This is a genomic window from Thiomonas sp. FB-Cd (genome assembly GCF_000733775.1).
Lineage (GTDB): Bacteria > Pseudomonadota > Gammaproteobacteria > Burkholderiales > Burkholderiaceae_C > Thiomonas_A.
Genome location: NZ_JPOE01000002.1, coordinates 2,159,704 through 2,183,544 on the forward strand (window position 1 = coordinate 2,159,704; position 23,841 = coordinate 2,183,544).

31 protein-coding genes are annotated in these 23,841 nt (G+C 60.8%); 17 read left to right on the forward strand and 14 right to left on the reverse strand.

Features of this window, described 5'->3' with window-relative positions; translation table 11 throughout:
- Window positions 1-3: 3 nt before the first annotated feature.
- On the forward strand, window positions 4-591 hold the full coding sequence (locus CD04_RS0110450) for a thioredoxin fold domain-containing protein (protein ID WP_051849091.1): 588 nt from the start codon (window positions 4-6) through the stop codon (window positions 589-591).
- Between the two features lie 43 nt (window positions 592-634).
- Complete coding sequence (locus CD04_RS0110455; RefSeq protein WP_051849092.1) at window positions 635-1,243, forward strand: YiiX/YebB-like N1pC/P60 family cysteine hydrolase; 609 nt, start codon at window positions 635-637, stop codon at window positions 1,241-1,243.
- Between the two features lie 312 nt (window positions 1,244-1,555).
- Here the strand turns inward: CD04_RS0110455 and CD04_RS0110460 are convergent, their stop codons facing one another.
- Both CD04_RS0110460 and CD04_RS0110465 read right to left on the reverse strand, forming a co-directional pair.
- Entirely contained in the window at window positions 1,556-2,587 is a 1,032-nt protein-coding gene (locus CD04_RS0110460) for an IS110 family transposase (protein WP_031404103.1), read from the reverse strand.
- A gap of 163 nt (window positions 2,588-2,750) precedes the next feature.
- Complete coding sequence (locus CD04_RS0110465; protein WP_051849093.1) at window positions 2,751-4,088, reverse strand: RNA-guided endonuclease TnpB family protein; 1,338 nt, start codon at window positions 4,086-4,088, stop codon at window positions 2,751-2,753.
- A 191-nt stretch (window positions 4,089-4,279) separates the two neighbouring features.
- Between CD04_RS0110465 and CD04_RS24155 the strand changes: the two genes are divergently transcribed.
- Window positions 4,280-4,441, forward strand: coding sequence for a hypothetical protein (locus tag CD04_RS24155; RefSeq protein ID WP_197033074.1), 162 nt, complete (start codon window positions 4,280-4,282; stop codon window positions 4,439-4,441).
- Window positions 4,442-4,639: 198 nt separating this feature from the next.
- Here CD04_RS24155 and CD04_RS0110475 read toward each other — a convergent pair whose 3' ends face one another.
- Window positions 4,640-4,855: a zf-HC2 domain-containing protein gene (locus CD04_RS0110475; RefSeq protein ID WP_031406552.1), complete on the reverse strand. Its 216-nt coding sequence runs from the start codon at window positions 4,853-4,855 to the stop codon at window positions 4,640-4,642.
- Window positions 4,852-5,436 (reverse strand): sigma-70 family RNA polymerase sigma factor, encoded by a 585-nt coding sequence (locus tag CD04_RS0110480; protein ID WP_031406554.1) that lies wholly within the window; start codon window positions 5,434-5,436, stop codon window positions 4,852-4,854. Before CD04_RS0110480 ends, CD04_RS0110475 begins: the two co-directional genes overlap by 4 nt.
- Before the next feature lie 214 nt (window positions 5,437-5,650).
- Here CD04_RS0110480 and CD04_RS0110485 point away from each other — a divergent pair, with 214 nt between their 5' ends.
- From CD04_RS0110485 to CD04_RS0110525, 10 genes are all read left to right on the forward strand, one after another.
- Window positions 5,651-5,980 carry a DUF2282 domain-containing protein gene (locus tag CD04_RS0110485; RefSeq protein WP_081857890.1) on the forward strand — a complete coding sequence of 110 codons (330 nt, stop codon included), beginning with the start codon at window positions 5,651-5,653 and terminating at the stop codon, window positions 5,978-5,980.
- A 79-nt stretch (window positions 5,981-6,059) separates the two neighbouring features.
- Window positions 6,060-7,028, forward strand: a complete 969-nt coding sequence (locus CD04_RS0110490) for a DUF692 domain-containing protein (protein ID WP_081857891.1) — start codon at window positions 6,060-6,062, stop codon at window positions 7,026-7,028.
- A complete protein-coding gene (locus CD04_RS0110495) occupies window positions 7,025-7,900 on the forward strand; it encodes a DNA-binding domain-containing protein (RefSeq protein WP_031406560.1) in 876 nt (291 codons plus the stop codon). The genes CD04_RS0110490 and CD04_RS0110495 overlap by 4 nt, the downstream gene beginning before the upstream one ends.
- Before the next feature lie 66 nt (window positions 7,901-7,966).
- Window positions 7,967-8,449, forward strand: a complete 483-nt coding sequence (locus CD04_RS0110500) for a DoxX family protein (RefSeq protein WP_031406562.1) — start codon at window positions 7,967-7,969, stop codon at window positions 8,447-8,449.
- Window positions 8,404-9,174, forward strand: coding sequence for an MFS transporter (locus tag CD04_RS21700; RefSeq protein WP_031406564.1), 771 nt, complete (start codon window positions 8,404-8,406; stop codon window positions 9,172-9,174). The genes CD04_RS0110500 and CD04_RS21700 overlap by 46 nt, the downstream gene beginning before the upstream one ends.
- An 11-nt stretch (window positions 9,175-9,185) precedes the next feature.
- Window positions 9,186-9,338, forward strand: coding sequence for a hypothetical protein (locus CD04_RS24545; protein ID WP_231480532.1), 153 nt, complete (start codon window positions 9,186-9,188; stop codon window positions 9,336-9,338).
- Window positions 9,335-10,048 carry a hypothetical protein gene (locus CD04_RS21705; RefSeq protein ID WP_156030209.1) on the forward strand — a complete coding sequence of 238 codons (714 nt, stop codon included), beginning with the start codon at window positions 9,335-9,337 and terminating at the stop codon, window positions 10,046-10,048. The genes CD04_RS24545 and CD04_RS21705 overlap by 4 nt, the downstream gene beginning before the upstream one ends.
- Before the next feature lie 23 nt (window positions 10,049-10,071).
- Window positions 10,072-10,371, forward strand: coding sequence for a hypothetical protein (locus CD04_RS22570; protein ID WP_051849096.1), 300 nt, complete (start codon window positions 10,072-10,074; stop codon window positions 10,369-10,371).
- Window positions 10,372-10,504: 133 nt separating this feature from the next.
- Window positions 10,505-11,065 carry a TetR/AcrR family transcriptional regulator gene (locus CD04_RS0110520; protein WP_031406568.1) on the forward strand — a complete coding sequence of 187 codons (561 nt, stop codon included), beginning with the start codon at window positions 10,505-10,507 and terminating at the stop codon, window positions 11,063-11,065.
- A gap of 171 nt (window positions 11,066-11,236) precedes the next feature.
- Window positions 11,237-11,785, forward strand: a complete 549-nt coding sequence (locus tag CD04_RS0110525; protein ID WP_197033075.1) for a carboxymuconolactone decarboxylase family protein — start codon at window positions 11,237-11,239, stop codon at window positions 11,783-11,785.
- On the opposite strand, the gene CD04_RS0110530 is transcribed toward CD04_RS0110525, so the two are convergent.
- Window positions 11,687-12,724, reverse strand: a complete 1,038-nt coding sequence (locus CD04_RS0110530; RefSeq protein WP_031406572.1) for an IS630 family transposase — start codon at window positions 12,722-12,724, stop codon at window positions 11,687-11,689. The genes CD04_RS0110525 and CD04_RS0110530 overlap by 99 nt on opposite strands.
- Before the next feature lie 208 nt (window positions 12,725-12,932).
- On the opposite strand from CD04_RS0110530, the gene CD04_RS0110540 reads away from it, so the two are divergent.
- From CD04_RS0110540 to CD04_RS0110555, 3 genes are all read left to right on the forward strand, one after another.
- Entirely contained in the window at window positions 12,933-13,613 is a 681-nt protein-coding gene (locus CD04_RS0110540; protein ID WP_031406574.1) for a haloacid dehalogenase type II, read from the forward strand.
- Between the two features lie 699 nt (window positions 13,614-14,312).
- Entirely contained in the window at window positions 14,313-14,597 is a 285-nt protein-coding gene (locus CD04_RS0110550) for a hypothetical protein (protein WP_031406578.1), read from the forward strand.
- Between the two features lie 31 nt (window positions 14,598-14,628).
- Complete coding sequence (locus CD04_RS0110555; protein WP_031406580.1) at window positions 14,629-16,065, forward strand: DEAD/DEAH box helicase; 1,437 nt, start codon at window positions 14,629-14,631, stop codon at window positions 16,063-16,065.
- Here CD04_RS0110555 and gluQRS read toward each other — a convergent pair.
- Genes gluQRS through CD04_RS0110580 form a run of 5 tightly spaced genes read right to left on the reverse strand, consistent with a single transcriptional unit; the run spans window position 16,054 to window position 20,491 of the window.
- A complete protein-coding gene (gluQRS, locus tag CD04_RS0110560) occupies window positions 16,054-17,031 on the reverse strand; it encodes a tRNA glutamyl-Q(34) synthetase GluQRS (RefSeq protein WP_051849097.1) in 978 nt (325 codons plus the stop codon). The genes CD04_RS0110555 and gluQRS overlap by 12 nt on opposite strands.
- A 25-nt stretch (window positions 17,032-17,056) precedes the next feature.
- On the reverse strand, window positions 17,057-17,956 hold the full coding sequence (gene cyoE, locus CD04_RS0110565; RefSeq protein ID WP_031406584.1) for a heme o synthase: 900 nt from the start codon (window positions 17,954-17,956) through the stop codon (window positions 17,057-17,059).
- Entirely contained in the window at window positions 17,953-19,140 is a 1,188-nt protein-coding gene (locus CD04_RS0110570; RefSeq protein ID WP_231480533.1) for a heme A synthase, read from the reverse strand. The genes cyoE and CD04_RS0110570 overlap by 4 nt, the downstream gene beginning before the upstream one ends.
- A complete protein-coding gene (locus CD04_RS0110575; RefSeq protein ID WP_038167729.1) occupies window positions 19,137-19,775 on the reverse strand; it encodes a hypothetical protein in 639 nt (212 codons plus the stop codon). Before CD04_RS0110575 ends, CD04_RS0110570 begins: the two co-directional genes overlap by 4 nt.
- Complete coding sequence (locus CD04_RS0110580; protein ID WP_031406591.1) at window positions 19,772-20,491, reverse strand: SURF1 family protein; 720 nt, start codon at window positions 20,489-20,491, stop codon at window positions 19,772-19,774. The genes CD04_RS0110575 and CD04_RS0110580 overlap by 4 nt, the downstream gene beginning before the upstream one ends.
- Before the next feature lie 92 nt (window positions 20,492-20,583).
- On the opposite strand from CD04_RS0110580, the gene CD04_RS0110585 reads away from it, so the two are divergent.
- A complete protein-coding gene (locus CD04_RS0110585; RefSeq protein ID WP_031406592.1) occupies window positions 20,584-20,796 on the forward strand; it encodes a twin transmembrane helix small protein in 213 nt (70 codons plus the stop codon).
- Window positions 20,797-20,910: 114 nt separating this feature from the next.
- On the opposite strand, the gene CD04_RS0110590 is transcribed toward CD04_RS0110585, so the two are convergent.
- From CD04_RS0110590 to ctaD, 4 genes are read right to left on the reverse strand one after another with little or no spacing between them, the layout of a single operon-like run.
- On the reverse strand, window positions 20,911-21,768 hold the full coding sequence (locus CD04_RS0110590; protein ID WP_031406594.1) for a cytochrome c oxidase subunit 3: 858 nt from the start codon (window positions 21,766-21,768) through the stop codon (window positions 20,911-20,913).
- An 18-nt stretch (window positions 21,769-21,786) separates the two neighbouring features.
- Entirely contained in the window at window positions 21,787-21,981 is a 195-nt protein-coding gene (locus tag CD04_RS0110595; RefSeq protein WP_031406596.1) for a DUF2970 domain-containing protein, read from the reverse strand.
- Between the two features lie 60 nt (window positions 21,982-22,041).
- Window positions 22,042-22,161 (reverse strand): cytochrome oxidase small assembly protein, encoded by a 120-nt coding sequence (locus CD04_RS24550; RefSeq protein WP_231480534.1) that lies wholly within the window; start codon window positions 22,159-22,161, stop codon window positions 22,042-22,044.
- Between the two features lie 5 nt (window positions 22,162-22,166).
- Complete coding sequence (ctaD, locus tag CD04_RS0110605; protein WP_031406599.1) at window positions 22,167-23,795, reverse strand: cytochrome c oxidase subunit I; 1,629 nt, start codon at window positions 23,793-23,795, stop codon at window positions 22,167-22,169.
- Between the last annotated feature and the right edge of the window lie 46 nt (window positions 23,796-23,841).

Sequence of the window (23,841 nt, forward strand, 5' to 3'; positions counted from 1 at the left end):
GCCATGATGAAGCGCAACCTCTTCCTTTTGATGGTCCTGGCCAATCTGGCCTGGGTGCAGTCTCCCGTCTGGGCGGCGTCGCCCAGTGCCGAGCAACTGGCTGCCCGCATGCTGGACCGTATTCATGAGGCCACGGCCGTACCCGAAGGTCAAGGTCAGCGGGTGGTCAATATTTTTTTCGATCCCGACTGCCCTTACTGCCACAAGCTCTACAACGATCTGCGCCCCTGGGTCGGCAAGGACAACCTGCAACTGCGCTGGATTCCCGTCGCTGTTCTTACTCCAAGCAGCATGACCAAGGCCGCGGCCATCCTGCAAGCACCGAACCGGTTGCAGGCCTTCTATGAGAACGAAAACAACTACGACTTGAACGCCAGCGGCTCTCCGGGCGGAGGCATCGATCCGGCCAAGGTCGTCGAGCCCCAGACCCGCAAATGGATTGATGCGAACGACGCGGTGCTCAAGCGCGCCGGAATCTACTACGCCATCCCGCTGGTGGTATTCAGCGATAAGGCTGGCAAGGCTGAATTGTTCATCGGCGCACCGCAGTCCGCCGATCAGCTGAGGGCCATGCTCGCATCCGTGCGGTGACATCTCGTTGAGCCTGGCGCCGAGCGCGTCGAGAAGAAACGTTATGAATCGTCTCTTGTCAGCGACCGGTTCCGCTCTGGCGCGCTATCTGTCTGCACCCAGCCATTGCGCTCCGGTACGCCCCCCGACAAACCTGCAACACCTCAAAGCCAGGATCCGACCGGGCGACGTCTTGCTGGTCGAAGGCCGAAGCCGTTTCAGCAGCGCCATCAAATACCTGACCCACTCGGTGTGGTCGCACGCAGCCCTGTATGTCGGCCCGCTTGATGGGTCGGCGCCACAGGACGACCACAGCCCATGCTTTGTCGAAGCTGATGTCATCGAAGGTGTGCGCGCTGTGGGCATTGCCGAATTCGCCGGTTACAACGTACGGCTATGTCGGCCTGTCGCGCTGCGAACGGACGATGTGGTGCACGTCGTGGCCGAAGCGCGTGGCCGGATCGGGCATCGCTACGATCTGCGCCACATCATCGATCTGCTGCGCTATCTACTGCCCACACCGCCAGTGCCGGGACGCTGGCGCCGACGCATGCTCGCCCTTGGCAGTGGCGACCCGACGCGAGCCATCTGTTCCAGCTTGATCGCGCAATCCTTTCAGGCCGTTCGTTATCCCATTCTGCCGCAGATCGAGACGATTCGGTCCGACGAATGAACTCTCCCGCCACTAAACCGCTTATATGGATGCCTCCCGGATAGCAAGCAGATTTTGCTTGTGATGAGAAGAAGTCGGCTGCGTCCTTATATCCGGCCTCATTGCAGTTGCCCAGTTGCCTGGGATCTGCGGGCCCCGATGCTTATTCGCTGGCGAACACCTCATCTCTCGCGAGGACTTTTTACGTCCGAGCGGTTTACCAGGTTTTGCTCACCCGCGGTCTGACCACTTTCACATCACTTCGCTTGTGCTGCCTGCTATCTATTCACACCTCCTGTCAGCGGATTGGCACCATTGTTTGGCGCCGGCGATTCACGCCATTTCGGGTTTCACACTCACATGGTTGCTTTCATACTCCTGCGCTTTGGCAGTAAGTGCCCAGATCGTTCTCGCCATCTTGGCTGCCTGCGCCACGCAGACGACATTCGAATGGCGTCGTACTTTCAGCCCCGCCATCCAGGGACTTGGTTGCCTGACGTTGTGCACTACGCCTCTGGCACCATTGACCAGCAGGGTACGTAGGTAGGTGTCCCCTCGTTTGGAGATGCTGCCCAGCCGAACTTTGCCACCGGTGCCACTTTGTGACGGCACAAGGCCCAGCCAGGCACAGAATTCACGTCCGGACTTGAATGCGCTGGCTTCCCCCATGGTTGCTATGGCCGCTGTGGCGGTCAGCAATCCGACGCCTGGAATCTTGGCAATGCGCTGCATCTGGGGGTCTTGCTGGAGTTGCAATTTCAGTCGACCCTCTATGGCCAGAATGTCCACTTCAAAAGCCTTGACACGCATGACCTGCTCCCGCAAGCTGTCGACGACCACCTGCGGGAGGGTGCTTGCCAGCGCCTCAAGTGCCGACTCAATTTCGCTGAACAGCGCTTTATCGCCCTTGGCGAAGGTGGCTCCGAATTCGTAGAGTAACCCTCGCAGTGCATTGGTCTGCATGATTCGCATCTTCATCAGTGCCTGACGCTGCCGGTGCAATGTCAACGTCGCCTGCTGAGCTACTGATTTGATGCCCACAAACTTGACACCAGGTTGCTGCACCGCCAGCCAGATGGCGCGTGCGTCCGTGGCGTCGGTTTTGTTTCCGCTGACAAATGGGCGAACCACTTTGGCGTGCAGAAGTCGCACGGTATGGCCCAAAGAGCGCAACGCCCGTGCCCAGTAGTGTCCACTGCCGCAAGCCTCGATGGCGATCAGGCTGGGCCTGCGGTTGGCGAAGTGTTCTAGCACCTTTGCCCGCTTGATTTGCACGTTGGAGATTTCGCCGGTCTCCATGTCGACGCTGTGCAGTTGAAACACCTTCTGCGCAATGTCCAGGCCGACCACCTGCTGCCCGGCCATCGTGCCAATCACTTGTCCCGCGTGCATCCCAGTATTACGACTCATGATGGATCCTCTGTGGTGTTGGTGAAGACGGTGGTCTATCACTTCTTGGGCGCTTTGATGCCGTATCCAGCAGAGGATTCACCCGCAACTCGGGACTTCTCTACTGACCAACGGCTGTTCAGGCTTTGTGCCCAATCCACTGCCCAGCCCGAAGGAGGGAGGCATCCATAGCATCTTGCGCGGTTGTCGTGGGGGTTTCGCGGGTCACAGACTTCGACTTGCCACGTTGCCATGGCAGAGGTTTCGGTCTCGCCGCAACGCCCGTCCCAGGCGTGTCCTGCGTGTTGTGCGCGTCGATGAGAACCACCATTGCGCTGTTGCGGTCGCGCGGGGCCGTGTGCCCGCAGTGCGGGCACACATGCACACGCTGCGCCAACGTCTTGGGAGCGAGTTCCCAGCACGCCGCGCAGCGCTGCGACGGTTTGAGCTGGCGCGTATTGCTCAGATGCAGCCGCGTACCAGCTTCTTCAGCTTTGTACGCGAGCATCGGATGCGCCATGCCGAACCCCGCCGAGAGAATCTCCCGGTTGAGTCCGGCCTTCTGCCGCACGCGACGGCCCGGTGCATCCACCGTGCCCTTCGCGCTGCGGCTCATGGTCTTCGGAGCCAGTTGCTCGGTCGCCAGGACGGCGCATTGCCGCACCATCCTGGTTGTTTCCTTGTGCACGAAGTCCCGGCGCAGATTGGAAATCCGGTCGTGCAGTTGTGCGATGCGACGCCCGAGCCGTTTGAAGCGCAGCGATCCCTTCTTCTTCCTGGCGCGCTGCCGCTGCAGCGCGGCAAGGCGCGGCAGTTCTTCACGCAGCCAGCGGGGATTCGCAATGATCTGTCCATCGTCGAACGTCGCCCAGTCGGTGACGCCGAAGTCCACGCCTCGGCGCATGCAGTCCGTGCGCTGCCGCGCGCACGCTTCTTCGGGCACGCGCAGCGTCACCGACACGAACCACTGATCGTTGCTGCGCGTGAGCGTGATGTCGTTAGGCTTCGCGTCAGCGCCGAAGCGATGCTGCCCACGCGCCCGGATGGACATGGCGGATGGACCACTGCCGATGCGCAGGGTTGCGCCGCTGCCGCCATGCTGCATGAGCTTCCAGCCAGCCGGGTCGGGATAGGCGAAGCCGGAGAACCGCATGCTGGATTTGAATCGCGAGAATCCGGGCGTCTGCCCCGCCTTGACGCGGCGAAAGAACGACTGGAAGGCGAGATCGAGCCGCCGCAGCGTCTGCTGCAAGGCATGACTGCCAAGCGCGATGAACTCGGGCCGATCGGCCTTGATCTGAGGCAGGACGTTCTGCTGGTCGAAGTAGCTGATCGACTTGCCGGCCTTGTGCCAGGCGTCGATGCGCTCTTCGAGCGCCGCGTTGTACAACTCGCAGTGCAGCCGCGTCCACGCCTCCGGCTGCGCCATCTGCGCGGCATTGGGATACAGCTTGAGCGTGACTTTGCGCCGTTTCATACTGGTATTTTATCCAGCCTGGAGAGGAACAACAAGCGAAACCCGCCCGCTTGACCCCCTCCTGCCCGGTCGGCTTCGCCTGAGCGACGCTGTGCGTCGGGCCGGGCGAGGAAGGGGAATGCGCGGGCATTAGTTCAAACTGCACGGCATGTCAACGCGAGCAATGGCATATTCGCCACAACAGTCTGTTCGTGCCGGCCGACTTTGATCTCTCACCCTATTTCGCCATCGTCAAACCCGAAGCCGACGTAGCACTCGATTACCGCGCCCTGCCATGGGTCTCGATGCTGGACGCCGATCTCGTGCCAGCACTGCAAGACTCCGCCCACGCAACAGCGGACGTGCCTCGATAGATAGGACGGACGCGCGCACGGATGAGGTTGACATGCCACAAGCATGAGCCAAACGGTGACGGCCTTGCGCCGGAACACGGTTCCGCCCAGAGCCGCAAGCGCCGGGACGCGTAATCGAGCAGTGGCGGCCTGTGTTGTTTCCAGCCACGGCAAAGCTGATCGGCTTGGCGACTCGCCAGGGTGTGCAAGCAGCTCAGCTTATTTTGGCTCGTCCGAATCGCTGTCCCGGTAATTCCGCCAGTTGCTCATCGCCTGGCGCATGGTCAGAACCTGCTTCTCAAAGCGGGGGCAAGCTTCACACATCAGGAAATGCAAGCGGATCGCCCATCGCTCCGCAAAGCTGAGCGCTCTGTCCTCTCGCGCGAGAACAAATGCGGAAATTTCGCGGCAAGAGCGGAGTGTGGTGAGTTTCACGATGAGGATGGTCCGAACCAGTTGAGTTGCAGACATTCTCGAAGGCGTAAGCGAGCACGTGAGAGCATCTGCCACACATTGGTCGGAGAAATGCGCAATTCCTGACAGATGGCCTTGGTGTCGAGCTCCAACCATTCGCGCATCAAGAACACGCGGCCAATTTGCCCCGGCAGAAGTTCCATGCACGTCTCGAGTACTTCGAAAAACTGGCGCTGCTGGAGCGCTGCGGCGGGAGCATCCCAGTTTTGCGGCACGGTCTGGAAATGGCCGTCCGCCTTGAACATTAAATCTTCGAGTGGGTCGTCGTTTTCGTCACTGTCATATCCGCACTCACGCTGGCGTAGGCGTAGCTGGTCGAGCACTTTGTGCTTGAGGATGCCGACCACCCACGTCTTGAATTGCGATTTGCCTGAAAAACGCGCGGCGCCTTCCAAGGCCGCCAGCAATGTCTCTGAGACCGCATCTTCCGCCCAGGAGAGATTGCGCAACTGCAGTTGCGCCAAGCGCAGCAGTGTTGGGCGCAGCGCCTCGATGCGAGCATGGAGTTCCGCGGAATCGTTGGTGGCTGCTTTGGTGGGCATGGGCAAGTCGATCAGTACGCCGGGCGCTGCGCCGCATTCTTCCATAGGCCCGCATCGCACGCTCGACAAGGGCCCTGGTCACGGGTTTACCCCAGTGCATTGCGTTGTCAGGAATCGCCAATCAGGCCGACCAAGATGCAACCCGGTCACCAAAGCTCCGGGGCCTTGCGGGTGCATAGCCTGCTTCACCATCCATCTTCTCAGGAGATACACCATGAACAAGCGTCAATTCCTCAGTACAGCCGCCGCCTCCATGCTCGCCATGGGCGTGCTCGCCATGGCTCCCGCAGCGCATGCCGAGAGTATGGGGAAATGCTTCGGCGTGGCCACCGCCGGCCATAACGACTGTGCCGGGATTTCGGGTCTGCACTCCTGCAAAGGCACCACCACCGCGAACTACAACCCAGGCGACTTCGTCATCAAGCCGACCGGTACTTGCGAGAAGATGGGTGGCCTGACGATGGAGCAAGCCAAGGCCATCCTGGCCAACCCTGCGCAAACCAAGGCATTCGAAGAAGAAATGCAAAAGAAATTGGGCGCGTAACTGTCCTCGGCGCGTGAGCTGGTCCGTGTCTGCACGTCCACCAGCTCATCCCCTCAGCAATCCGCCAACGGAATTTGCCATGCCCGCAACCCTGATAGCCCAAACGTACCGCGCAGGCATCGGCCTACGCCAGCCGCATTACAGCGACTTCCGCACGGCGCAGCCCAATGTCGGTTGTGTCGAGGTGCATTCCGAGAATTTTTTTAATCCGCATGATGCGGCAACGCAGGTCCTGGCCGCTGTGCGACGGGATCATGCCGTCAGCCTCCATGGCGTCGGCCTGGCGCTGGGTTCGGCCTGTGGTCTGGACGGGCAGCACCTGGACAAGCTCGCCGCGCTGGTCGGCCGCATCGAACCGGTGCGGGTTTCCGATCACGCCTGCTTCGCGCGCGCGCCGCTTGGCCCATGCGGCATTGCCCATGCCAACGATCTACTGCCCGTCGCTTTTACACGCGGGCAGCTCGACATTTTCTGCGCCAATGTGCAGCAGGTTCAGGACCGCCTGCGTCGCCCCATCCTGCTTGAAAACCTCAGCACCTACCTTGACTTCGCCGAGCGCGATTTCAGCGAACCGGTGTTTTTTGCCGAATTGGGCGCGCGCACCGGTTGCGGTCTTCTGCTCGACGTGAACAACCTCATGGTCAATGCCAAGAATGCCAATGAGACGGATCCCCTGCGCGCCGTGTGCGACTGGCTGGATGCACTTGCCGCGACCGCGCCGCCGGGATTGGTCGGTGAAATTCATCTGGCCGGCCACAGCGTGCAACGGGGCCTGGTGATCGACGACCATTCTGAGGTGGTTTCGCTGCCGGTGTGGATGGCCTACGCCCACGCGTTGCGGCATTTCGGTCCCGTGCCAACGCTGATCGAGTGGGACACCGCATTGCCAGCGCTTGATGTGCTGCTGGGCGAAGCCGCGCAAGCGCAGGCGCTGCTCGACGAGGCCGCAGCGGGTCTGATCCCGAACGTGGCGTGGCGCGGCGCGAATAACTTGTCTGATCTGGAAACCTTCACGGCCGAAGGAACCTTGCTGGAGTGCTTGCGATGAGCGCCTTGAACGCGTCCTCCGTGGAGCAGTCTCGCGCTCTTGACGCTCGGCAACGCGAGGCGCGACGCCAGCGCAGCCTGCTTGCCGCCGTGTTCGCCCCCCAGCCCACCCCAGCCCCATCGGACGAACTTGCGATACGTCAGCGCGGCGCACGCTGGCAGGCTGGGCTTTCGGCCTACCGCACCAACGGCGTGGCTCATGCCATTGAAGCCTTGCGCGCGCAGTTCCCCACCGTGCTGGCCATGCTCGGTGAACAAGCGTTTGAGGCCGTTTGCATGCGCCACTGGCGCAGCCACCCGCCCAGGCAAGGTGACCTTGCTTGGGTTGGCATTGATTTTCCGCAGAGTCTGGCCGTCCTGGACGAGCTGTTGCCATGGCCATGGCTGGCCGACTGTGCCCGATTGGATCTCGCACTTTGGCAAGTTTTGTTCGAACCGCGCCCCGGGCTGAAGCAGGATGATTTGCAGCGCCTTGCTGCGCAAGATCCCATGGACTTGAACATGCAACTGGCTCCCGGCACACGCCTGCTTGCGTCGCCTTGGCCTATCGTCACGCTGCGGCGACTGCACTGCGAGCCCGAACCTGATGCTCTGGCACTTCGCACTGCCTTGCAACAACCCGGCGAGACGGCCTGGGTCTGGCGCGAGGGCCTGCAGGCGCAGTGCAGTGCACTTGCCCCAATCGAGGTGCAATGGATTTCGGCGTTGCAAACGAGCCCGACGTTGGCCGCGGCGCTGGACGTCGTGCAGGACGACTTCGACCTGGCCGCGTGGCTGCACCTTGCCGTGGTGCATGGCTGGCTGGAGAGCGTGCAAGACCTGCACCACACTGACGCCATCGCGAATGTCAATGGATGCGTGAGCGCGCGATGAAGACCGCGATGAGCGCGATCCAAACCCCACCAACCACTTAACCCGCCCCACATGAAGGAGCCGATCATGACCGCATTGCCCTTGCCCTCGACCCCCATCCATGCCAATCCGATAAGCCGCGCCTGGAGCATGCTCATTCGGATTCTCGACGGTCTCCAGTCGCCTGTTCTGCTCGTCGCGCGACTGTATGTGTCCTATGTGTTTTTCAACTCCGGCGTGCAAAGCCTGCGCAATTGGCAAGGCACAGTCTGGCTCTACGAGAACGAGTTCCACGTCGCGCTGCTGCCGCCCCATCTTGCCGCCATCGTTGGCACGGCCGGGGAGTTGCTTCTGCCGCCGCTGGTCGCACTGGGCTTGTTCGGGCGTTTTGGCGCGCTCGGGCTGTTCGTGGTCAATGCTGTGGCACTGCTGTCGTACATGCATGCCCTGCAGCCTCCAGCCATCATGTTTCACATCATCTGGGGCATCCTGATCCTGGTTGCCGCCTTGTGGGGGCCGGGTATATGGTCCGTGGACCACTGGATGCAGCGTCGCCGCAGTACGGCGTGAAGGGGGCTTTGATCACGCACTGCAACCTTGCCGAACGGCTCGACCGTGTCCGATGGAACCGGTTCCACGCCACCGTCACGATTGCCTTGGGTGTCGGCTGGCTCCTCGATGCCTTCGAGGTCACGATTGTCAACAATGTGATCGGCGTGTTCAAGGATCTTTGGCACTTGGACAATGCGCAAACATCCTGGATCCTGAGCACCTGGTTTGTCGGATTGATGATCGGCGCCTATGGCTTCGTCTTTCTGGCCGCTCGATTTGGGCGCAGGCGGCTTTTCCCGCTCACGCTGCTGAATTACGGCGTCTTTAACCTGCTGACGGCATTGGCCTGGAGCTACCCACCGCTCCTGGTTTTGCGCCTGCTCACCGCAGTCGGCATAGGTGCGGACTATTCGGCCATCAGTGAGTTCATCCCTTCGCGCAACCGCGGCAGGGCGAACGCGTCAGTGATGAATTTCTGGCCTCTGGGCGCCATCCTTGCTGCGCTGGGCTCCCTTTACGTGGTCAACCCGCTGCCTCCCGACATCGGCCAGCGAGTGGCATTCGGCTTTGGCGCCTTGGTGGCTGGGTCCCTGCATCGTTCACCCTCGGCAGTCTGTTCGCAACCGGAGCCTGGATTTCGCCTTATCCGACGTTTTCCCAACTCCTTCCCAACCAATTGGGCTCGAACGGCATCCGCATCTCGGTGGCCGTGCGGCGTCTCGGCGCCTTCGCTGCGCCATTGATCCTGACAGCCGTGGCCAAGGCCTATGGCATGGTCGCGGGATTGGTTTTGCTGGCGTCCGTCTGGGTAATTGGCGCGGTGACGATGATTCCATGGATCATGTACGGCGTCGAAGGCAAACGCCGCTCGCTCGAGGGGATGGTTGCCGGAGCACTGGCGTCATGACGAGGCTAGGCCATGAACCTATGGCGCCGCCGGGCCGCCACTGCCCGATGCGCTACCACGATGCCGCGCGTGCGTACGACTGCGCACCATGGTTCGAGGCCAAGACCCTGTACGTGGTCGCGGCGTTGTATGGCACTGTCGAGGCACTTGAGGTTGTGCTGGTCATGCAGCAAGCCGAGTCGCGGCATGGCTGCCCTGTCACGCTCATGTTCAACGGTGATTTCCACTGGTTCGACGTGGACGCCGAGAGTTTCGCGCGCATCAGCGAGGTCGTGCTCGACCATGCGGCAATTTGCGGCAACGTCGAGATGGAACTCGGTACCCCAAACGATGGTGCCGGCTGCGGGTGCGCCTATCCCGATGACGTGTCCGACGCCCTGGTCCTGCGCTCCAACCGCGTCATGCAGCGCGTGTATGCGCAGGCCGCGAATGTGCCCGAGATCTCGCAGCGGCTGGCGGCTCTACCGATGCACGCCACGATCTGGATCGGTAAGGGCGCATCGGCATCGTGCATGGCGACGCGCATTCGCTTGCCGATTGGGAGTTCGCCGTCGAAAACCTCAAACACGGCACCGGACAGGTGCAAGCTGATAACCGCCTGGACCAAATCCGAGCTAGATTCCGGCAAGCGCAGGTCAGCGCCTTTTGCTCGTCACATACTTGCCTGCCCGCGGCCTTCGCCTTCGAGGTCGACGGTCAAGAGCGCCTGATCATCAACAATGGCGCCGCTGGCATGCCCAATTTCCGGGACACGTCGCTCGGCGTGCTGACTCGGATTTCAGTTCGTGCTGACGCGCCTCTCGACAGTCTCTATGGCATTGATTTGGGTGGCCTGCGCTGCGATGCGCTGCCCATCCGCTTGGACGAGCGCGCGTGGCAACGCCGCTTTCTGCGCAACTGGCCTATCGGGACCGATGCCCACGCCTCTTACTTCGCGCGCATCATGCATGGACCTGACTTCGAACTCACCCAGGTCATAGCTGGCGGCGGTGTCCGGCAAACGGCCTTGTTACCCCAACCTTCGCGCGATTGATCTTGGAAGATGGCATTCGGCTGGGCAGGGCCCGCCTTGCGTGTTAAAGGTGACGCGCGAATCCCCAATTCCAAGCATCGGCAAAGATCTCCACTATTTTGTTCTATATTGTTCAGAAGAGGAACGATGACTCATGCCGAGACCCCGAACCTTTGATCAAGACACCGTCATCGATGCCGCAGTCGGCGCATTCTGGCAAGGCGGGTTGGGCGCAACCAGCGTTGACGACGTGCTTCAGGCCACGGGGCTGGCGCGTTCATCGCTGTACAGCAGCTTTGGCAACAAAAATGACATCCTGCGGCTGGCGATCGACCGTTACGTCGATCGCCAGATTGTGGAGTTGGATCAGGCATTTCGAGGCCGCTCTCTGCACGAAGCGCTCGAGGGTATTTTTCTAGACATCGCGCGTCGCAACAACGATGGCAGAGGCTGTTTGCTGATCAACAGCGTGAATGAGTTGCGGGGTGCGGACGACGGAGCAGCCCAGGCGGTGCGCTCGGGCTTCGCACGCATGGCCAAGAACATTGCGAAATTGGTCGAGCGTGCGCAGCCGCATCAGGAGAGCCCGGCCGGCATTGCCGCCGAAATCATCGGCGCCATCGCCGGTCTGCGTACTTTGCAAAAAACCGGATTACCCCCTGCAGTGGTACGTGAGACGGCTCGGCGCTTCGCACGCAATATCGCTGAGCGCTAATTTTTTTCACAATTACGGAACATTCGTTCCATAATATTCCAGCCTGTGTTTTCCACAGGTCCAACCCGCGCCATGAAACGCAATGACCAAGGACATGCCATGACATCGCCGGTCGCAACGTTAAACCTTCCGTCCCACACCGTGGAGTCGACGCAGGGCAAGGCCCGCGAAATGCTCGAAACCGCCAAGGCGCGCTTAGAGTTCGTCCCGACGATGTATGCCAATATGGTCAATTCCCCGGGGCTGCTCGAAACGTATCTCCTTGGCTACGAGCGTTTCCGCGAACATGGCGGCTTCACCCCAGCCGAACAAGAGGTTGTGTTCCTCACCATCAGCCGCTTCCATGGGTGCACTTACTGCATGGCGGCGCACAGCAGGATTGCGGAAAGGCTGTCCAAGGTCCCGGCCGCCGTCCTCCAAGCCGTGCGCACGGGTACCGCCATTCCCGCTGCCAAACTGGCGGCGCTGTCAGCATTTGCGCACATCATGGTTGAAAGCCGCGGCAGCCCGACCCGCGCGCATTTGCAAGCCTTTCGTGTTGCGGGCTACTCCGATCGTCATGCCTTGGAAATCGTGCTTGCCTTGGCGGTGAAGACCCTATTGCTCCGGCCCTGTGAAGTATTAAGCTGCGTAGCGAACATGCCGGTCCTGGAAGTAGCTCATCACACGCTGCGGGTTTTGTTCCAGCCTCGCCATGTGGTCGTTGGCAGCTTCGCGTAACTTGGCCTTGGTTCGCACCGGCACGCGTTTGCCCATTTCCTGTTTGAGATCGGCGTTGAGCCTCTCCTCAGGGTTGAGTTGGGGGCTGTAGCTGGGCAGGTAAAACAGCTCGATCTGAGCGTGATGCAAGGCCACCCACGCCTTCACCAACTTGCTGTGATGCACCCTCAGGTTGTCCAGAATCAGGAACACCTTCCTGCCCGCATCCTGGATCAACGCCTGCAAGAACTCAATCAACTTGTCGGCATCAAACGCCTCGTCGATGATCATCCAGCGGGTCTTGCCCTGGTTGGTCACCGTGGCGATCATCGAGAGCTTCTGGCGCGTGCCGCCCACCGCCATCGCCACGGGGGTTTTGCCCGCAGGGGCAAAGCTTCTGCCGCGCACGTCCGTGTTGACCAGCGCGGTTTCGTCTCCCCAGTGAATTTCCCCGCCCTCAGCCCTGGCGCGCTGCTCAATGGCGGGGTATTCCCCCTCCAGCCAAGCCTGCACCGCCGCAGGGCTTTGCTCATAGGCTCGCTTGATGGGCTTTTGCGGCGTAAAGCCCCAGCGGGTGAGGTACTTTCCAACGCTGCGCACCTGCAGTTTGATGTCGAACTCCTGTTCAATGAGCTGCATCACTGCAGCGCGGCTCCACAGGTGAAAGTCCATCTTGAGTTGCTCGGGACGCGTGTCAATGATCAGGCGCTGGATCGTCTCTTCTTGCGCTTGACTGAGCACCCGACCGTCGCCTCTGGCGCGTCCCCGCCGAGTCGGTCGGATGGCGCTCCAGCCGCCGGCCTCGTACAAGTCGATGGCCGCTCGAACCGGCGGGTAACTCAGCCCCGTCATGTCCACGATCTGCATGATCTTGACGCCCCGCTTGTGCAACCTCACGACTTGCTTGCGCCGCTCGTGAAGTTGCTCGAGTGTTTGCTTTCTTGCGTTTTCTTTTTCCATCATCAATGGATCAAGAAACTTTCCGAAAGTTCATATTTTATTGGGCCTTATCTATAAGCAACTTCTCGAATCACTTGATGCACACTGAAGTCGACCCGGCGTTCCAGCCTTACGCTTGGGCGGCCTGATCGTGCAGTCAAATCATGGTCCCCGCCTGCGTGGGGAAATTTACGCGCAGGCCTTCTCGGCCAGAAACCAGGAGTTTGCAATGCGTCCAGAATTGATCTCGATTGACGCCGTCGTCTTTGACGCCTATGGCACGCTGTTCGACACGGCCAGCGCCGCGCGCCGTCATGCCGCGCACCTCGGGGAGCGCTGGACCGCGCTGGCGCAGCTCTGGCGCGACAAGCAATTGCAATACACCTGGCTGCGCGCACTGAGCGGCCAATGGGCCGATTTCCAGACGGTGACGTCCGATGCACTCGACTTCGCGATGGACAGTCTTGGCCTCGTGGATACGAACTTGCATGCCGATTTGATGCACGCGTATCTCACACCCGATCCATTTCCCGATGTTGCAGACACACTGCATCGTCTGCAGCAAAGCGGCAAGCGCTTGGGCATTTTGTCCAATGGCAGTGCACCGATGCTCGCTGCGGCCGTGCAGCATGCCGGACTCGAGGCCCTGTTGTCTGCCGTCTTGTCGGTCGACCGCGTGCGGACGTTCAAGCCCCACCCTGGGGTGTACCAACTTGCGGTGGACGCCTTCGAACTGCCTGCCCATCGCATGCTCTTCGTTTCCTCCAACGGCTGGGACGCATGGTGTGCCAAGGCTTATGGGTTTCGCGTCGCGTGGTGCAACCGCGGCGGCCTCACGCCAGAGCGCCTGCCGGCTTCGCCAGACCAGACGATCCCGGGACTGGCGCCCCTGCCGTCCCTTTTGCGATGAAAAACCATGTTTGTCCAGGATCTGAGCCAGCCTTTCGAGCGCGTGATGACATGCAGCGTGAGCGAACTTCTTCTCTGGCTCCCGGCGGCTCTGCCTGGCGCCCGCATTGAGATCGACGCAGCTGCGAAGCACTGCGAGCACGGTTCGACGGCGGCATCTTCGCGCTGCGCTGGACAGTGTTGCCCGAGCGCCGGATTGGCGCCCTGCGTCTGCCGCAACTGCATTTGCACCTTTCCTATCAAGGACTGGGCCGCAATGCGCGCGAGGGCGTTCAACAAGCCTTTGATCGCGCCACGCAGCGTGGCGGCGGCTGATCACCTTGCCTGCTGACGCCTGGCATGTTGATGGGGTCGGCGCGACACCACCATGATTGTCTCGCATCGGCGTCTGGATTTTGGGTGCGACGCGACGAACATGGAGGAGTCGTGTGCCCTAGCGCGATCGTGAATGCGCCACGAGGTCCAGGGGTGCGCTTCGACACTGCGATGCCTGCCCACACCGCGATCAGGAGATTCTCATGCTGCAGTCAACCAAACCCCGTCTTGGCATGGTCGCTTCCGAAGCCGTGTGCGCGCTCGCCCTGGGCCGCGCGCCTGCAGCGCGGGCGGATTACGTCAAGCCCACCATTCATCACGCGCCCTGTCGAACGGATGGTCGTACCCATCACAAGTCCCGACCCCGGGGATCTGGGGGTTCAAGTTGAACAACATCGCCAATAGCGAAAATGGCATCAAGGACTGGAGGCCCAAGCGCGAGGCGCACGTTGTCTTCTACGGACCTGGCCTCAACCTGCTGGAGGAGCCCATGGATCCCGAATTGCAGAGCAAGGTGGATCAATTGCGTGGGAAAGGTGTTCGCTTTGACCCGGTGCGCTACAAGCCCCCCGGATCGCAAGGACGCAGCTTGTCGCGCAGCGGGTCAGACAGCACTGCACGATCGCTGAACGTCGCCGGTGCTCACGCCTCTGGGGACTCGGGCGCATAATTCGGCTTTATCCTGAAAGTAATCACACTTGATGAACACCCAATCTCCAGCTTTTGACGCCGCCATCGAGCCCATTCAGCGCTACAGCGATCTGGGACTGGACGCGCGGCTTCTCAAAGCTGTTGCCGACATGGGGTACGAAACGCTCACGCCGATTCAACAGCGAGCCATCCCCATCGTACTGTCAGGGCGCGATGTCATGGGTGCAGCGCAGACCGGTACCGGCAAAACGGCGGCGTTTTCGCTGCCCATCCTCCAAAAGCTCCTGCCATTGGCCTCCACCAGTGTCTCTCCGGCCCGCCACCCGGTGCGTGCGTTGGTGCTGGCTCCCACGCGTGAACTGGCCGACCAGGTTTTCACCAACATCCAGGCCTATGCACGGCACACGCCGTTACGCAGCACGTGCGTGTTCGGGGGCATGGACATGGCGCCACAGACGGCGGCGTTGCGGCTGGGCGTGGAACTGCTGGTGGCAACCCCAGGACGGCTGCTCGATCATCTGGAAGCCAAGACAGTCAACCTTTCGCAGGTGCAGTTCGTTGTCCTGGACGAAGCCGATCGCATGTTGGACATTGGCTTCCTGCCCGACTTGCAGCGCATCTTGGCCTATTTGCCCAAGCAACGCACGACGTTGCTGTTCTCGGCTACCTTCTCGGGAGAAATCAAGCGCCTGGCGCAAAGCTATCTGCAGGATCCGGTGTTGGTGGAGGTGGCACGACCCAATGCGACGGCCACGAATGTCGAGCAGTTGGTCTACAAGGTCACCGAAGACAGCAAGCACGCCGCACTCCTGCAGCTGCTGCGCGAGCATGATCTCAAGCAGACCCTCGTCTTCGTCAACAGCCGATTGGGTGCGAGCAGATTGGCGCGCATCCTCGAGCGCGATGGGCTCAAGGCGCAGGCGATGCACGGCGACAAGTCTCAGGCGGAGCGCTTGGCCACGCTGGACGCGTTCAAGCGCAACGAGGTCGAAGTGCTTGTTGCAACGGATGTGGCGGCTCGAGGTTTGGACATTGTCGAGTTACCAGGTGTGATCAATTACGACGTGCCATTCAGCGCCGAGGACTATGTGCACCGCATTGGGCGCACGGGCCGCGCAGGGGCGTCGGGCCTCGCAATCACGCTGGCCACGGAACGCGACAGCCGGTCGCTCGGCGATATCGAAAAGCTCATCAAGCGCGGAATTGAAGTGCGCACCCTAGCGCTGGAGCCGCGCTCCAGCCGGCGCCCGGCACCTGCGGAGCGCGGGACTGTCGTCACCTCCACGACTGCGCCTGGACGTCATGGCAGCAGTCCCCGCACGGCCGCGCGTGATCCATGGTTCGACAAACCCTACGAAGCGGATCCGGACGCCAAACCGGCTTGGGAAGACAGCACCAGTCTGCCAGCCCGTGGCGCCATGTCGTCGAACATCCGCCAACGTCGTAAAGTCGCTGCCCTTCTCGGCGGCAAGCCTTCAACGAAGTAAATCGTCGCCGAGGCTCGCGCGCGGCGACTGTCGGCGGCCTTGGCGCCATTGCGCAACCGACGATTGCAAAAGCTCGCCCAGCGTCTTCCCCGCAGGCCTGAGGCCGAGATGCGTCGCGGCTGCACATATGGCCTGGTACCCGGGCACGAAAGGCTGCGCGCCATCCTGCTTGGAAAGCTTGCGTCCATGCCCATCGCGCACAAGCGCAACGTGCAAATACGATGGCGTGGGCAAGCGCAGCGCGCGTTGCAGCAGGATTTGCCTGGCCGTTGACGCGGCAAGATCTTCGCCGCGTACGACGTGGTTGACGCCCTGCGCCGCATCATCGACCACCACGGCAAGCTGGTAAGCCCACAGACCATCCGCCCTCTTGAGCACGAAATCGCCGGTGATCCTGTCAACCTGTTCGAGCCGTTCCCCCAAACGAGCATCCACCCACCGCACAAGGCACTGGTCGGCATCGGGCAAGCGCAGCCGCCACGCTCGCGCCTTGCGTCCAGCGAGGCCTGCTCGGCAGGTTCCGGGATAAACGCGCTCGCCCAAGGGCTGGATTTCATGGCCCTGCCCACGCAGGGTCCCTTCAATGTCCGTGCGGGAGCACGCACAGGGGTAGGCCTGCCGGCCGGCAAGCAGGTTCTCCAGCGCAGCGTCGTAGGCCGTGGTGCGCTGGGACTGCCACCACACGGGTCCATCCGGTACAAGCCCGCAGCCGGCGAGCTGCCGAAGGATCTCGGCATCGGCACCCGGCTTGCAACGCTGCGCGTCGATGTCCTCGATGCGCACCACCCACTGACCGTCGTGCGCCCTTGCGTCGAGCCAGGAGGCCAGCGCTGCCGCCAACGAACCCCGGTGCAGTGCACCTGTTGGGGATGGAGCAAATCGCCCGACGTAACTCACGGCCCACAACGCATCAACGTGGAAGGCATGCGCCCCGGGCCGCTGCAGCCGCCGCAATGCGGCGACCATGCGTACGGGCCGCGCCCATGCTGGCTCAATACTTCAGATAGTGATCGACCAGCATCGCGGCAAACAGCAGGGAGAGGTAAACAATCGAATACCGGAACATCTTGCGTGCGAGCATGTCGCTATACCGCTGCTTCAGCTCCCAAGCGTACGCAATGAAAATTGCATCGAGCACGACGGCCGCAACCACATACACGATACCGCTCATGTGCACGGCAAAGGGCATCAGGCTGACCGCTGTCAGCAGCAGCGTGTAAAGCAGTGCCTGCAACCGGGTGTACTCGGACCCGTGCGTGACGGGCAGCATGGGCAGGCCTGATTTGCGGTAGTCCTCGGTGCGGTACAGGGCCAAGGCCCAGAAGTGTGGTGGGGTCCACAAGAAAATGATGAGAAAGAGGATCAGGGCCTGGGCCGATACCTGCCCCGTCATGGCGGCCCACCCCAGCACGGGTGGCATGGCGCCTGAGGCACCGCCGATGACGATGTTCTGCGGCGTGGCAGGTTTGAGCAACACCGTGTAGACGACGGCGTAACCGATGAAGGTGCCAAAGGTCAACCACATCGTGAGTGGATTGACCTGCGTATACAGCACAAGCATGCCTGCGGCGCAAAGCAACCCGGAGAAACCAATGATCGACGTGGCGCCGAGCTCGCCCGTCGCGGACGGACGCCATGCGGTGCGGCGCATGACAGCATCGATCTTTTGCTCGACCAAGCAGTTGAACGCCGCGGCGGCACTGGCCACCAGCCAGATGCCCAGAGTGCCGAACACCAGCGGACGCCATTCGGGGAGGCCTGGCTTGGCCAGAAACATGCCGATGACGGCGCAGAACACGATGAGTTGCACAACCCGTGGTTTGGTCAGCGCGTAGAACTGCTCCAGGGATCGCATCATGCCGGGCGGGCGTGGGAGGCTGGTGGTCTTCATGGCTTGGCGTGAACGCGTTGAATGTTGACAAAATCGACCGAGGTCTCGTTCATCACGACTTCCCTCGATCTGGTGCCGCTGGCGCGATAGACCGCGATGGTCAGCAGGAGCATCAGCAGCGCGGCAACACCATTATGGGCAACGGCGAGCGCCAGCGGATGCGCAAAAACCACGACGCTCGCGCCAAGGCCGATCTGCACCAGCATCAGAGCCGAAATCCACGCGGCAAGCTTGCGCAGGGCCCGATACCGGCCAAGCAGCGCCATCGCAGCCAGGACCGTGATCAGGGTGATGCCCGCAAAAATCCGGTGCCCCCACTGGATCGCGACCAGGGCCTGAAGGGCGATGGCCGAGCCGTCCGGATTCTCGCCCAGATTGCGCCAGAACGTGAAACCTTGCGCCCAGTTCGCGTCCGGATGGAAGCTTCCGTTGCAGGTGGGAAATCCCGTGCAGGCCAAGGCGGCGTAGTTGGTGCTGACCCACCCGCCGAGGAACACCTGCCAGAGCATGGTCAACATCGCGGCCCAGGTCAATAGCTGTGCCAGCCGGGTGACTGGCACCTTGGGGAGATCATCACGGTTGCGCATCCAGAACCACACGGCCAGCATCAACAGGATCACACCGCCCATGAGGTGCAAGGTGACGATCAGGGGTTTGAGCAAAAGGGTCACGGTCCATGCACCAAACAGGCCCTGAAGGATCACCCATCCAAGCAGCACCAGAGGCAGCCCGAGCGCGATGCGCTTGCCGTGCCTGCGTCCCCAGGCCGCACGCACCGCCATGGCGACGATCAGTGCGCCGATGATGGTGGCAATGTAACGATGGATCATCTCCACCCATGCCTTGAACGGACTGACATTGCCCTGGGTCCCGCCTTGCTCAACAACGGCCTCGCTGATCTGGTGGTGTGCCTGCGCCGGTGTGAAGTGCGCATAGCACCCCGGCCAGTCGGGACAGCCAAGGCCCGAGTCCGTAAGGCGCACGAATGCGCCAAACATGACCAGATCCATGGTGAGGAAAACGAGCAGCGCCACCAGCTTGGGCCAGCGCATTCGGAACCCCGCCCAGAGGATGAGCACGAGTCCCGCCACCCACATGCCAGCCTGCAGCCAGTGCAGGGAAAAGGACCAGACCGTGGGCACAGCGGTGGACAGGTTGGTCATGGTACTGAGGGTTGCGCTCATGGAAGGGGCTCCAGATGCTTGGCTTTCCACCCGGCTGTGTTATAGAGCAGCTTTTTGAATACCGCCAGCGTTTTTAGCGGATCCGGGTTGGACGGAAATTGCATCATCAAATTGCCGAGGGGGTCGACCAGCCAAATCGGCCCCTCGAGGGCCTCACCCGGAGCAAGCGGTAGCCACTGCTTGAGTTGCTCGGGTTGGGCGCGCAGGATGACGGTGCCTTCGGCCGGCTCGAACACACCGGGATTCACGGGGCCGGAGTCGGTGACAAGCCACACGCGGGCGACGCGGTAGCGATCATCGCCAGCGGCCAGAAAGAATTGCCGAATGTCGAACAGCAGGGTCTGGCAGGCCTTGTCGCAAGCGGCGGGCCCGGCAACGATCATCAGCCAATACCCGTTGTACTTGCGCAGATCAACAGCCCTGCCGCTCAGCGTGGTGAGTTGCAGCGCTGGGACGGGCCGCTGTGGCTGAATCAACTGACCGTAGGACGGCTTGCCCTCGGGTTTGACCACATAGAAAAAGAATGTGCTCGCGACGAACGGTCCAGCCGTGACCAGCACGATCATCCAGAACACCCACATGCTGCGCTTGGGCTTTGGACGTTTGCTGTCTGCGACGGAGGGGGTTGGATTCACGTATGCGACTCCGGTGCGGAAGCGGTTCTCGAATGCCCGCGGATGCGCTTGCCCAGGAAATAAATCGTCAGGCCCAGCCCCAATGCCGTCATCGAGAACCACTGAAAGGCGTAGCCGTAATTTGTGTTGATGCCCACATTGGGCTGCGGCCAGTTCCGGACCAGGCCATCGTGCTGACTGCCCATTTCCTGAATGACATAGGGAAGCAGATGAATGTGGCGATAGGCGGCGAACTGGGCAAGCTGCACATTTTGGCGGATGACGGCGTCTGGCGGATCCTGCGCGAAGGAAAACCATTGCGATGGCGCTGGCGCGATCCGCCCTTCGACCGGCGTGACACCCTGCGGTGTTGCGATTTTTGGCAACAGGTCAATGGCATCAAAATTTCGCGGCACCCAGCCGCGCATGACCATCACATATGTTTGACTGTTCGCAATGCGCAGCGGAGTCAGCACCCAGAAACCTGGTTGCTCGTTGTATTGGCGATTTTGAAGGTAAATGGTCCATGGTGTCGCGTATTCGCCGCGCACAACGACATGCCGCCATTCGTTGGCCTTGAAATCCAGCGGCTGAGCCCCTTGCACGACAGGGCTGCCGCGCATGCGCTCGGCAATGCGCACGGTCAGTGCCTTCTTGTACGCCGCACGCCCCAATTGCCAACGGCCAAGCAGGGCCGTTGCCACGATCAGGGCCAGCGCCAGGGCCAGGGTCACCATTTCCCGGGCCCCAGAAGCGGCTGCGCCCCTTTGGGCCGTGTTGGTGGGACAATCGAAACAGGCATCAGTATTTGCAAAGCTAGGAGTCAAGTTTGGACATCATCGTCATCATCGCTTTCGTCCTCATCCTCGCCAGCCTGTTCTCAGGGCTGTATTTCGTGATGAAAGACAAAGGCAAGACCAACCGGGCCGTGAACGCCCTGACCTTCAGAATCGGGTTCTCGATTTTGCTGTTCGTCTTCATCCTCTTCAGCTACAAGATGGGGTGGATCCATCCGACGGGCATTCCCATCACGCCGCGTTGATCCGGGCTGAGGCCGCAGCCCGCTTTACCACTAAGGCTCGGCCCGCCTGACGAGAAAACACCTGAAGAAAAAACGCCGCTGAGCGGCGTTTTTTCTTTGCGACAGAGGGACTCGTCACAGCCAATAGACCAGTACATAGAGCAACAACCAGACCACGTCGACAAAGTGCCAGTACCACGCAGCGCCTTCAAACGCAAAGTGGTGCTCAGCCGTGAAATCACCACGAATCAAACGGAACAGCACGACCGACAGCATGGTGGCACCGAGAAACACGTGAAAACCATGGAATCCGGTCAGCATGAAAAAGGTGGAACCGTAGATGCCGGATGTGAGCTTCAACCCGAGTTCCGTGTAGGCATGATGGTATTCGTAAGCCTGCAGGAATAGGAAGAGCACGCCCAGGGCGATCGTCGACGCAAGCCAGAAGATCGCCTTTGAGCGATGGTTGGCACGAAGGGCGTGGTGGGAGATCGTCAGGGTCAGACCCGAGCTCAGCAGCAGTGCCGTATTGATGGTCGGAATCGGCCAGGGATCCATCGCCTTGACGGGCGCGATCAGCCCTGCCGGGCCGACACTCGGCCACGTACCTTGGAAATGAGGCCACAGAATCTGGCTGTGCAGGGCCGCCAGATCCGGAAGCGCATAGACGCGCGCGTAGTAGAGCGCGCCAAAAAACGAGGCAAAGAACATCACCTCGGAGAAGATGAACCAGCTCATGCTCCAGCGGAACGACGTGTCCACAGCGAAGTTGTGCATCCCTCCTTCACTCTCGGAAATGGCCTTGCCGAACCACCTGTACATCGTCACCACAAGCCAGATGAACCCGGCGAGAAGCAGCCACTCTGCATGTGGCACGCCGTTGAACCAGAATCCCGCGCCGAAAGCCATCATCACGAGACCGGTTGCTGCAAGCACCGGGAAAGGCGACGGGCCAGGCACAAAATAACCCGTGTGTTGTGCAGATGTTGACATATTGTGTCTTCCTCGTCTTTATGAATGAGCTGTCGGAACGATCCAGTGAATGATGGCCATGAGCAGGCCGATGAATAAAGCTGCGGAAAGCAAGCCAGCAATGATGATATGAATAATGTTCAGGTGCTCGAAATCCTTTTCCCTGTCCTTCGACTTGCGAATGCCCAGAAAGGCCCAGGCGATCGTCTTGAATGCACGGAAAAAAGATCTCACGATACGGCCCGTCTCATGCGTGCGCCAAGGGCCTGAACACGGCGGCCGCGGCTTGGCGCATCAGAGATACCTCCACTTCACGATAAAGCCCAGGAAAAGGGCCGCCGCAATGCTGGCCATGATCAAGGCCAGGCGGAGATTCTGGCGGCGCTTTTCCGGGCTGATTCGATGGGCTGCCACGGACTTCAGTATCCCAGAACCTTGGTGGCTGTCGCGTCGAGCTTCGGCGGCGTTTCGAAGGTGTGAAAGGGCGCCGGAGACGGAATCTCCCATTCCAGCCCGTGCGCGCCCTCCCAGGGACGCTGAGGAGCTTTCGCCCCATGACCACGGAACATCGGAATCACCACGGCAAAGAGGAAATACGCTTGGGACAGACCAAAGCCAAAGGCCCCGATCGACGAGATCATGTTGAAGTCGGTGAACTGCACTGGATAGTCGGCATAGCGGCGCACCATACCCGCAAGGCCGAGGAAATGCTGAGGAAAGAAGGTCACATTAAAGGTGATCATCGACGCCCAGAAATGAATCTTACCCGCACGTTCGTTGTACATCACCCCCGACCACTTGGGACTCCAGTAGTAGAAGCCCATGAAAATGGCAAACAGGGAACCGGCCACGAGCACGTAGTGGAAGTGGGCGATCACGTAGTAGGTGTTATGGACCTGTGTATCAATCGGGGCCATGGCCAGCACCAGACCCGAGAAACCGCCAAAGGTGAAGACAAAGATGAAACCGATTGCCCAGAGCATGGGCGTTTCAAAGGACAGCGATCCGCGCCACATCGTGGCGACCCAGTTGAACACCTTCACGCCGGTCGGAACCGCAATGAGCATGGTGGCATACATGAAGAACAGCTGTCCGGTGACAGGCATGCCGGCGGTAAACATGTGGTGCGCCCACACGATGAACGACAAAATGGCAATGGACGCCGAGGCGTACACCATCGAGCTGTAGCCGAATAGCGGCTTGCGCGCAAAGGTGGGCACCACGGAGCTGACGATGCCGAATGCCGGCAGGATCATCACGTAAACCTCAGGATGACCGAAGAACCAGAACAGATGCTGGTACAGCACCGGGTCACCACCGCCGGCAGCATTGAAGAAGCTCGTACCAAAATGACGGTCGGTCAGGGTCATGGTCACGGCGCCGGCCAACACGGGCATGATGGCGATCAGCAAATAGGCCGTGATCAGCCATGTCCACGCGAACAGCGGCATCTTCATCAACGACATGCCGGGAGCGCGCATGTTCAGAATCGTGACAATGATATTGATCGAGCCCATGATGGACGATGCGCCCATGAGGTGCACGGCGAAGATCACCAGATCCATGCCCATGCCTTGCTGGATCGTCAGCGGCGCATACAGCGTCCAGCCCACGTCAGGCGCGCCGCCGGGGACGAAGAACGATGCCGTGAGCAGGATGGCCGCGGGAATCAGCATCCAGAAGCTCAGGTTGTTCATGCGCGGGAATGCCATGTCGGGAGCACCGACCTGCAGCGGGATCATCCAGTTGGCGAAACCCACCATGGCGGGCATCACCGAGCCGAAGATCATCATGATGCCGTGCATCGTGCTGATCGACAGATAGAGCTGGGGATTGAGAAACTGGATGCCGGGCTTGAACAGTTCCGCACGGATCAGCATGGCAAGGATGCCGCCCTCAAACAGCATGAACAGGGCGAACACCAAATACATGGTGCCGATGTCCTTGTGGTTGGTCGAAAACAACCATCGGCGCCATCCGTGGGGATGGTCATGGGCATGGTCCCCGCCATGGGCTGGGGCATGAACTGGATCAAGCACTGCGCTCATCGTGCACTCCTAGCAAAAATGCGTCAGAAAATATTTTTTAGTAAGT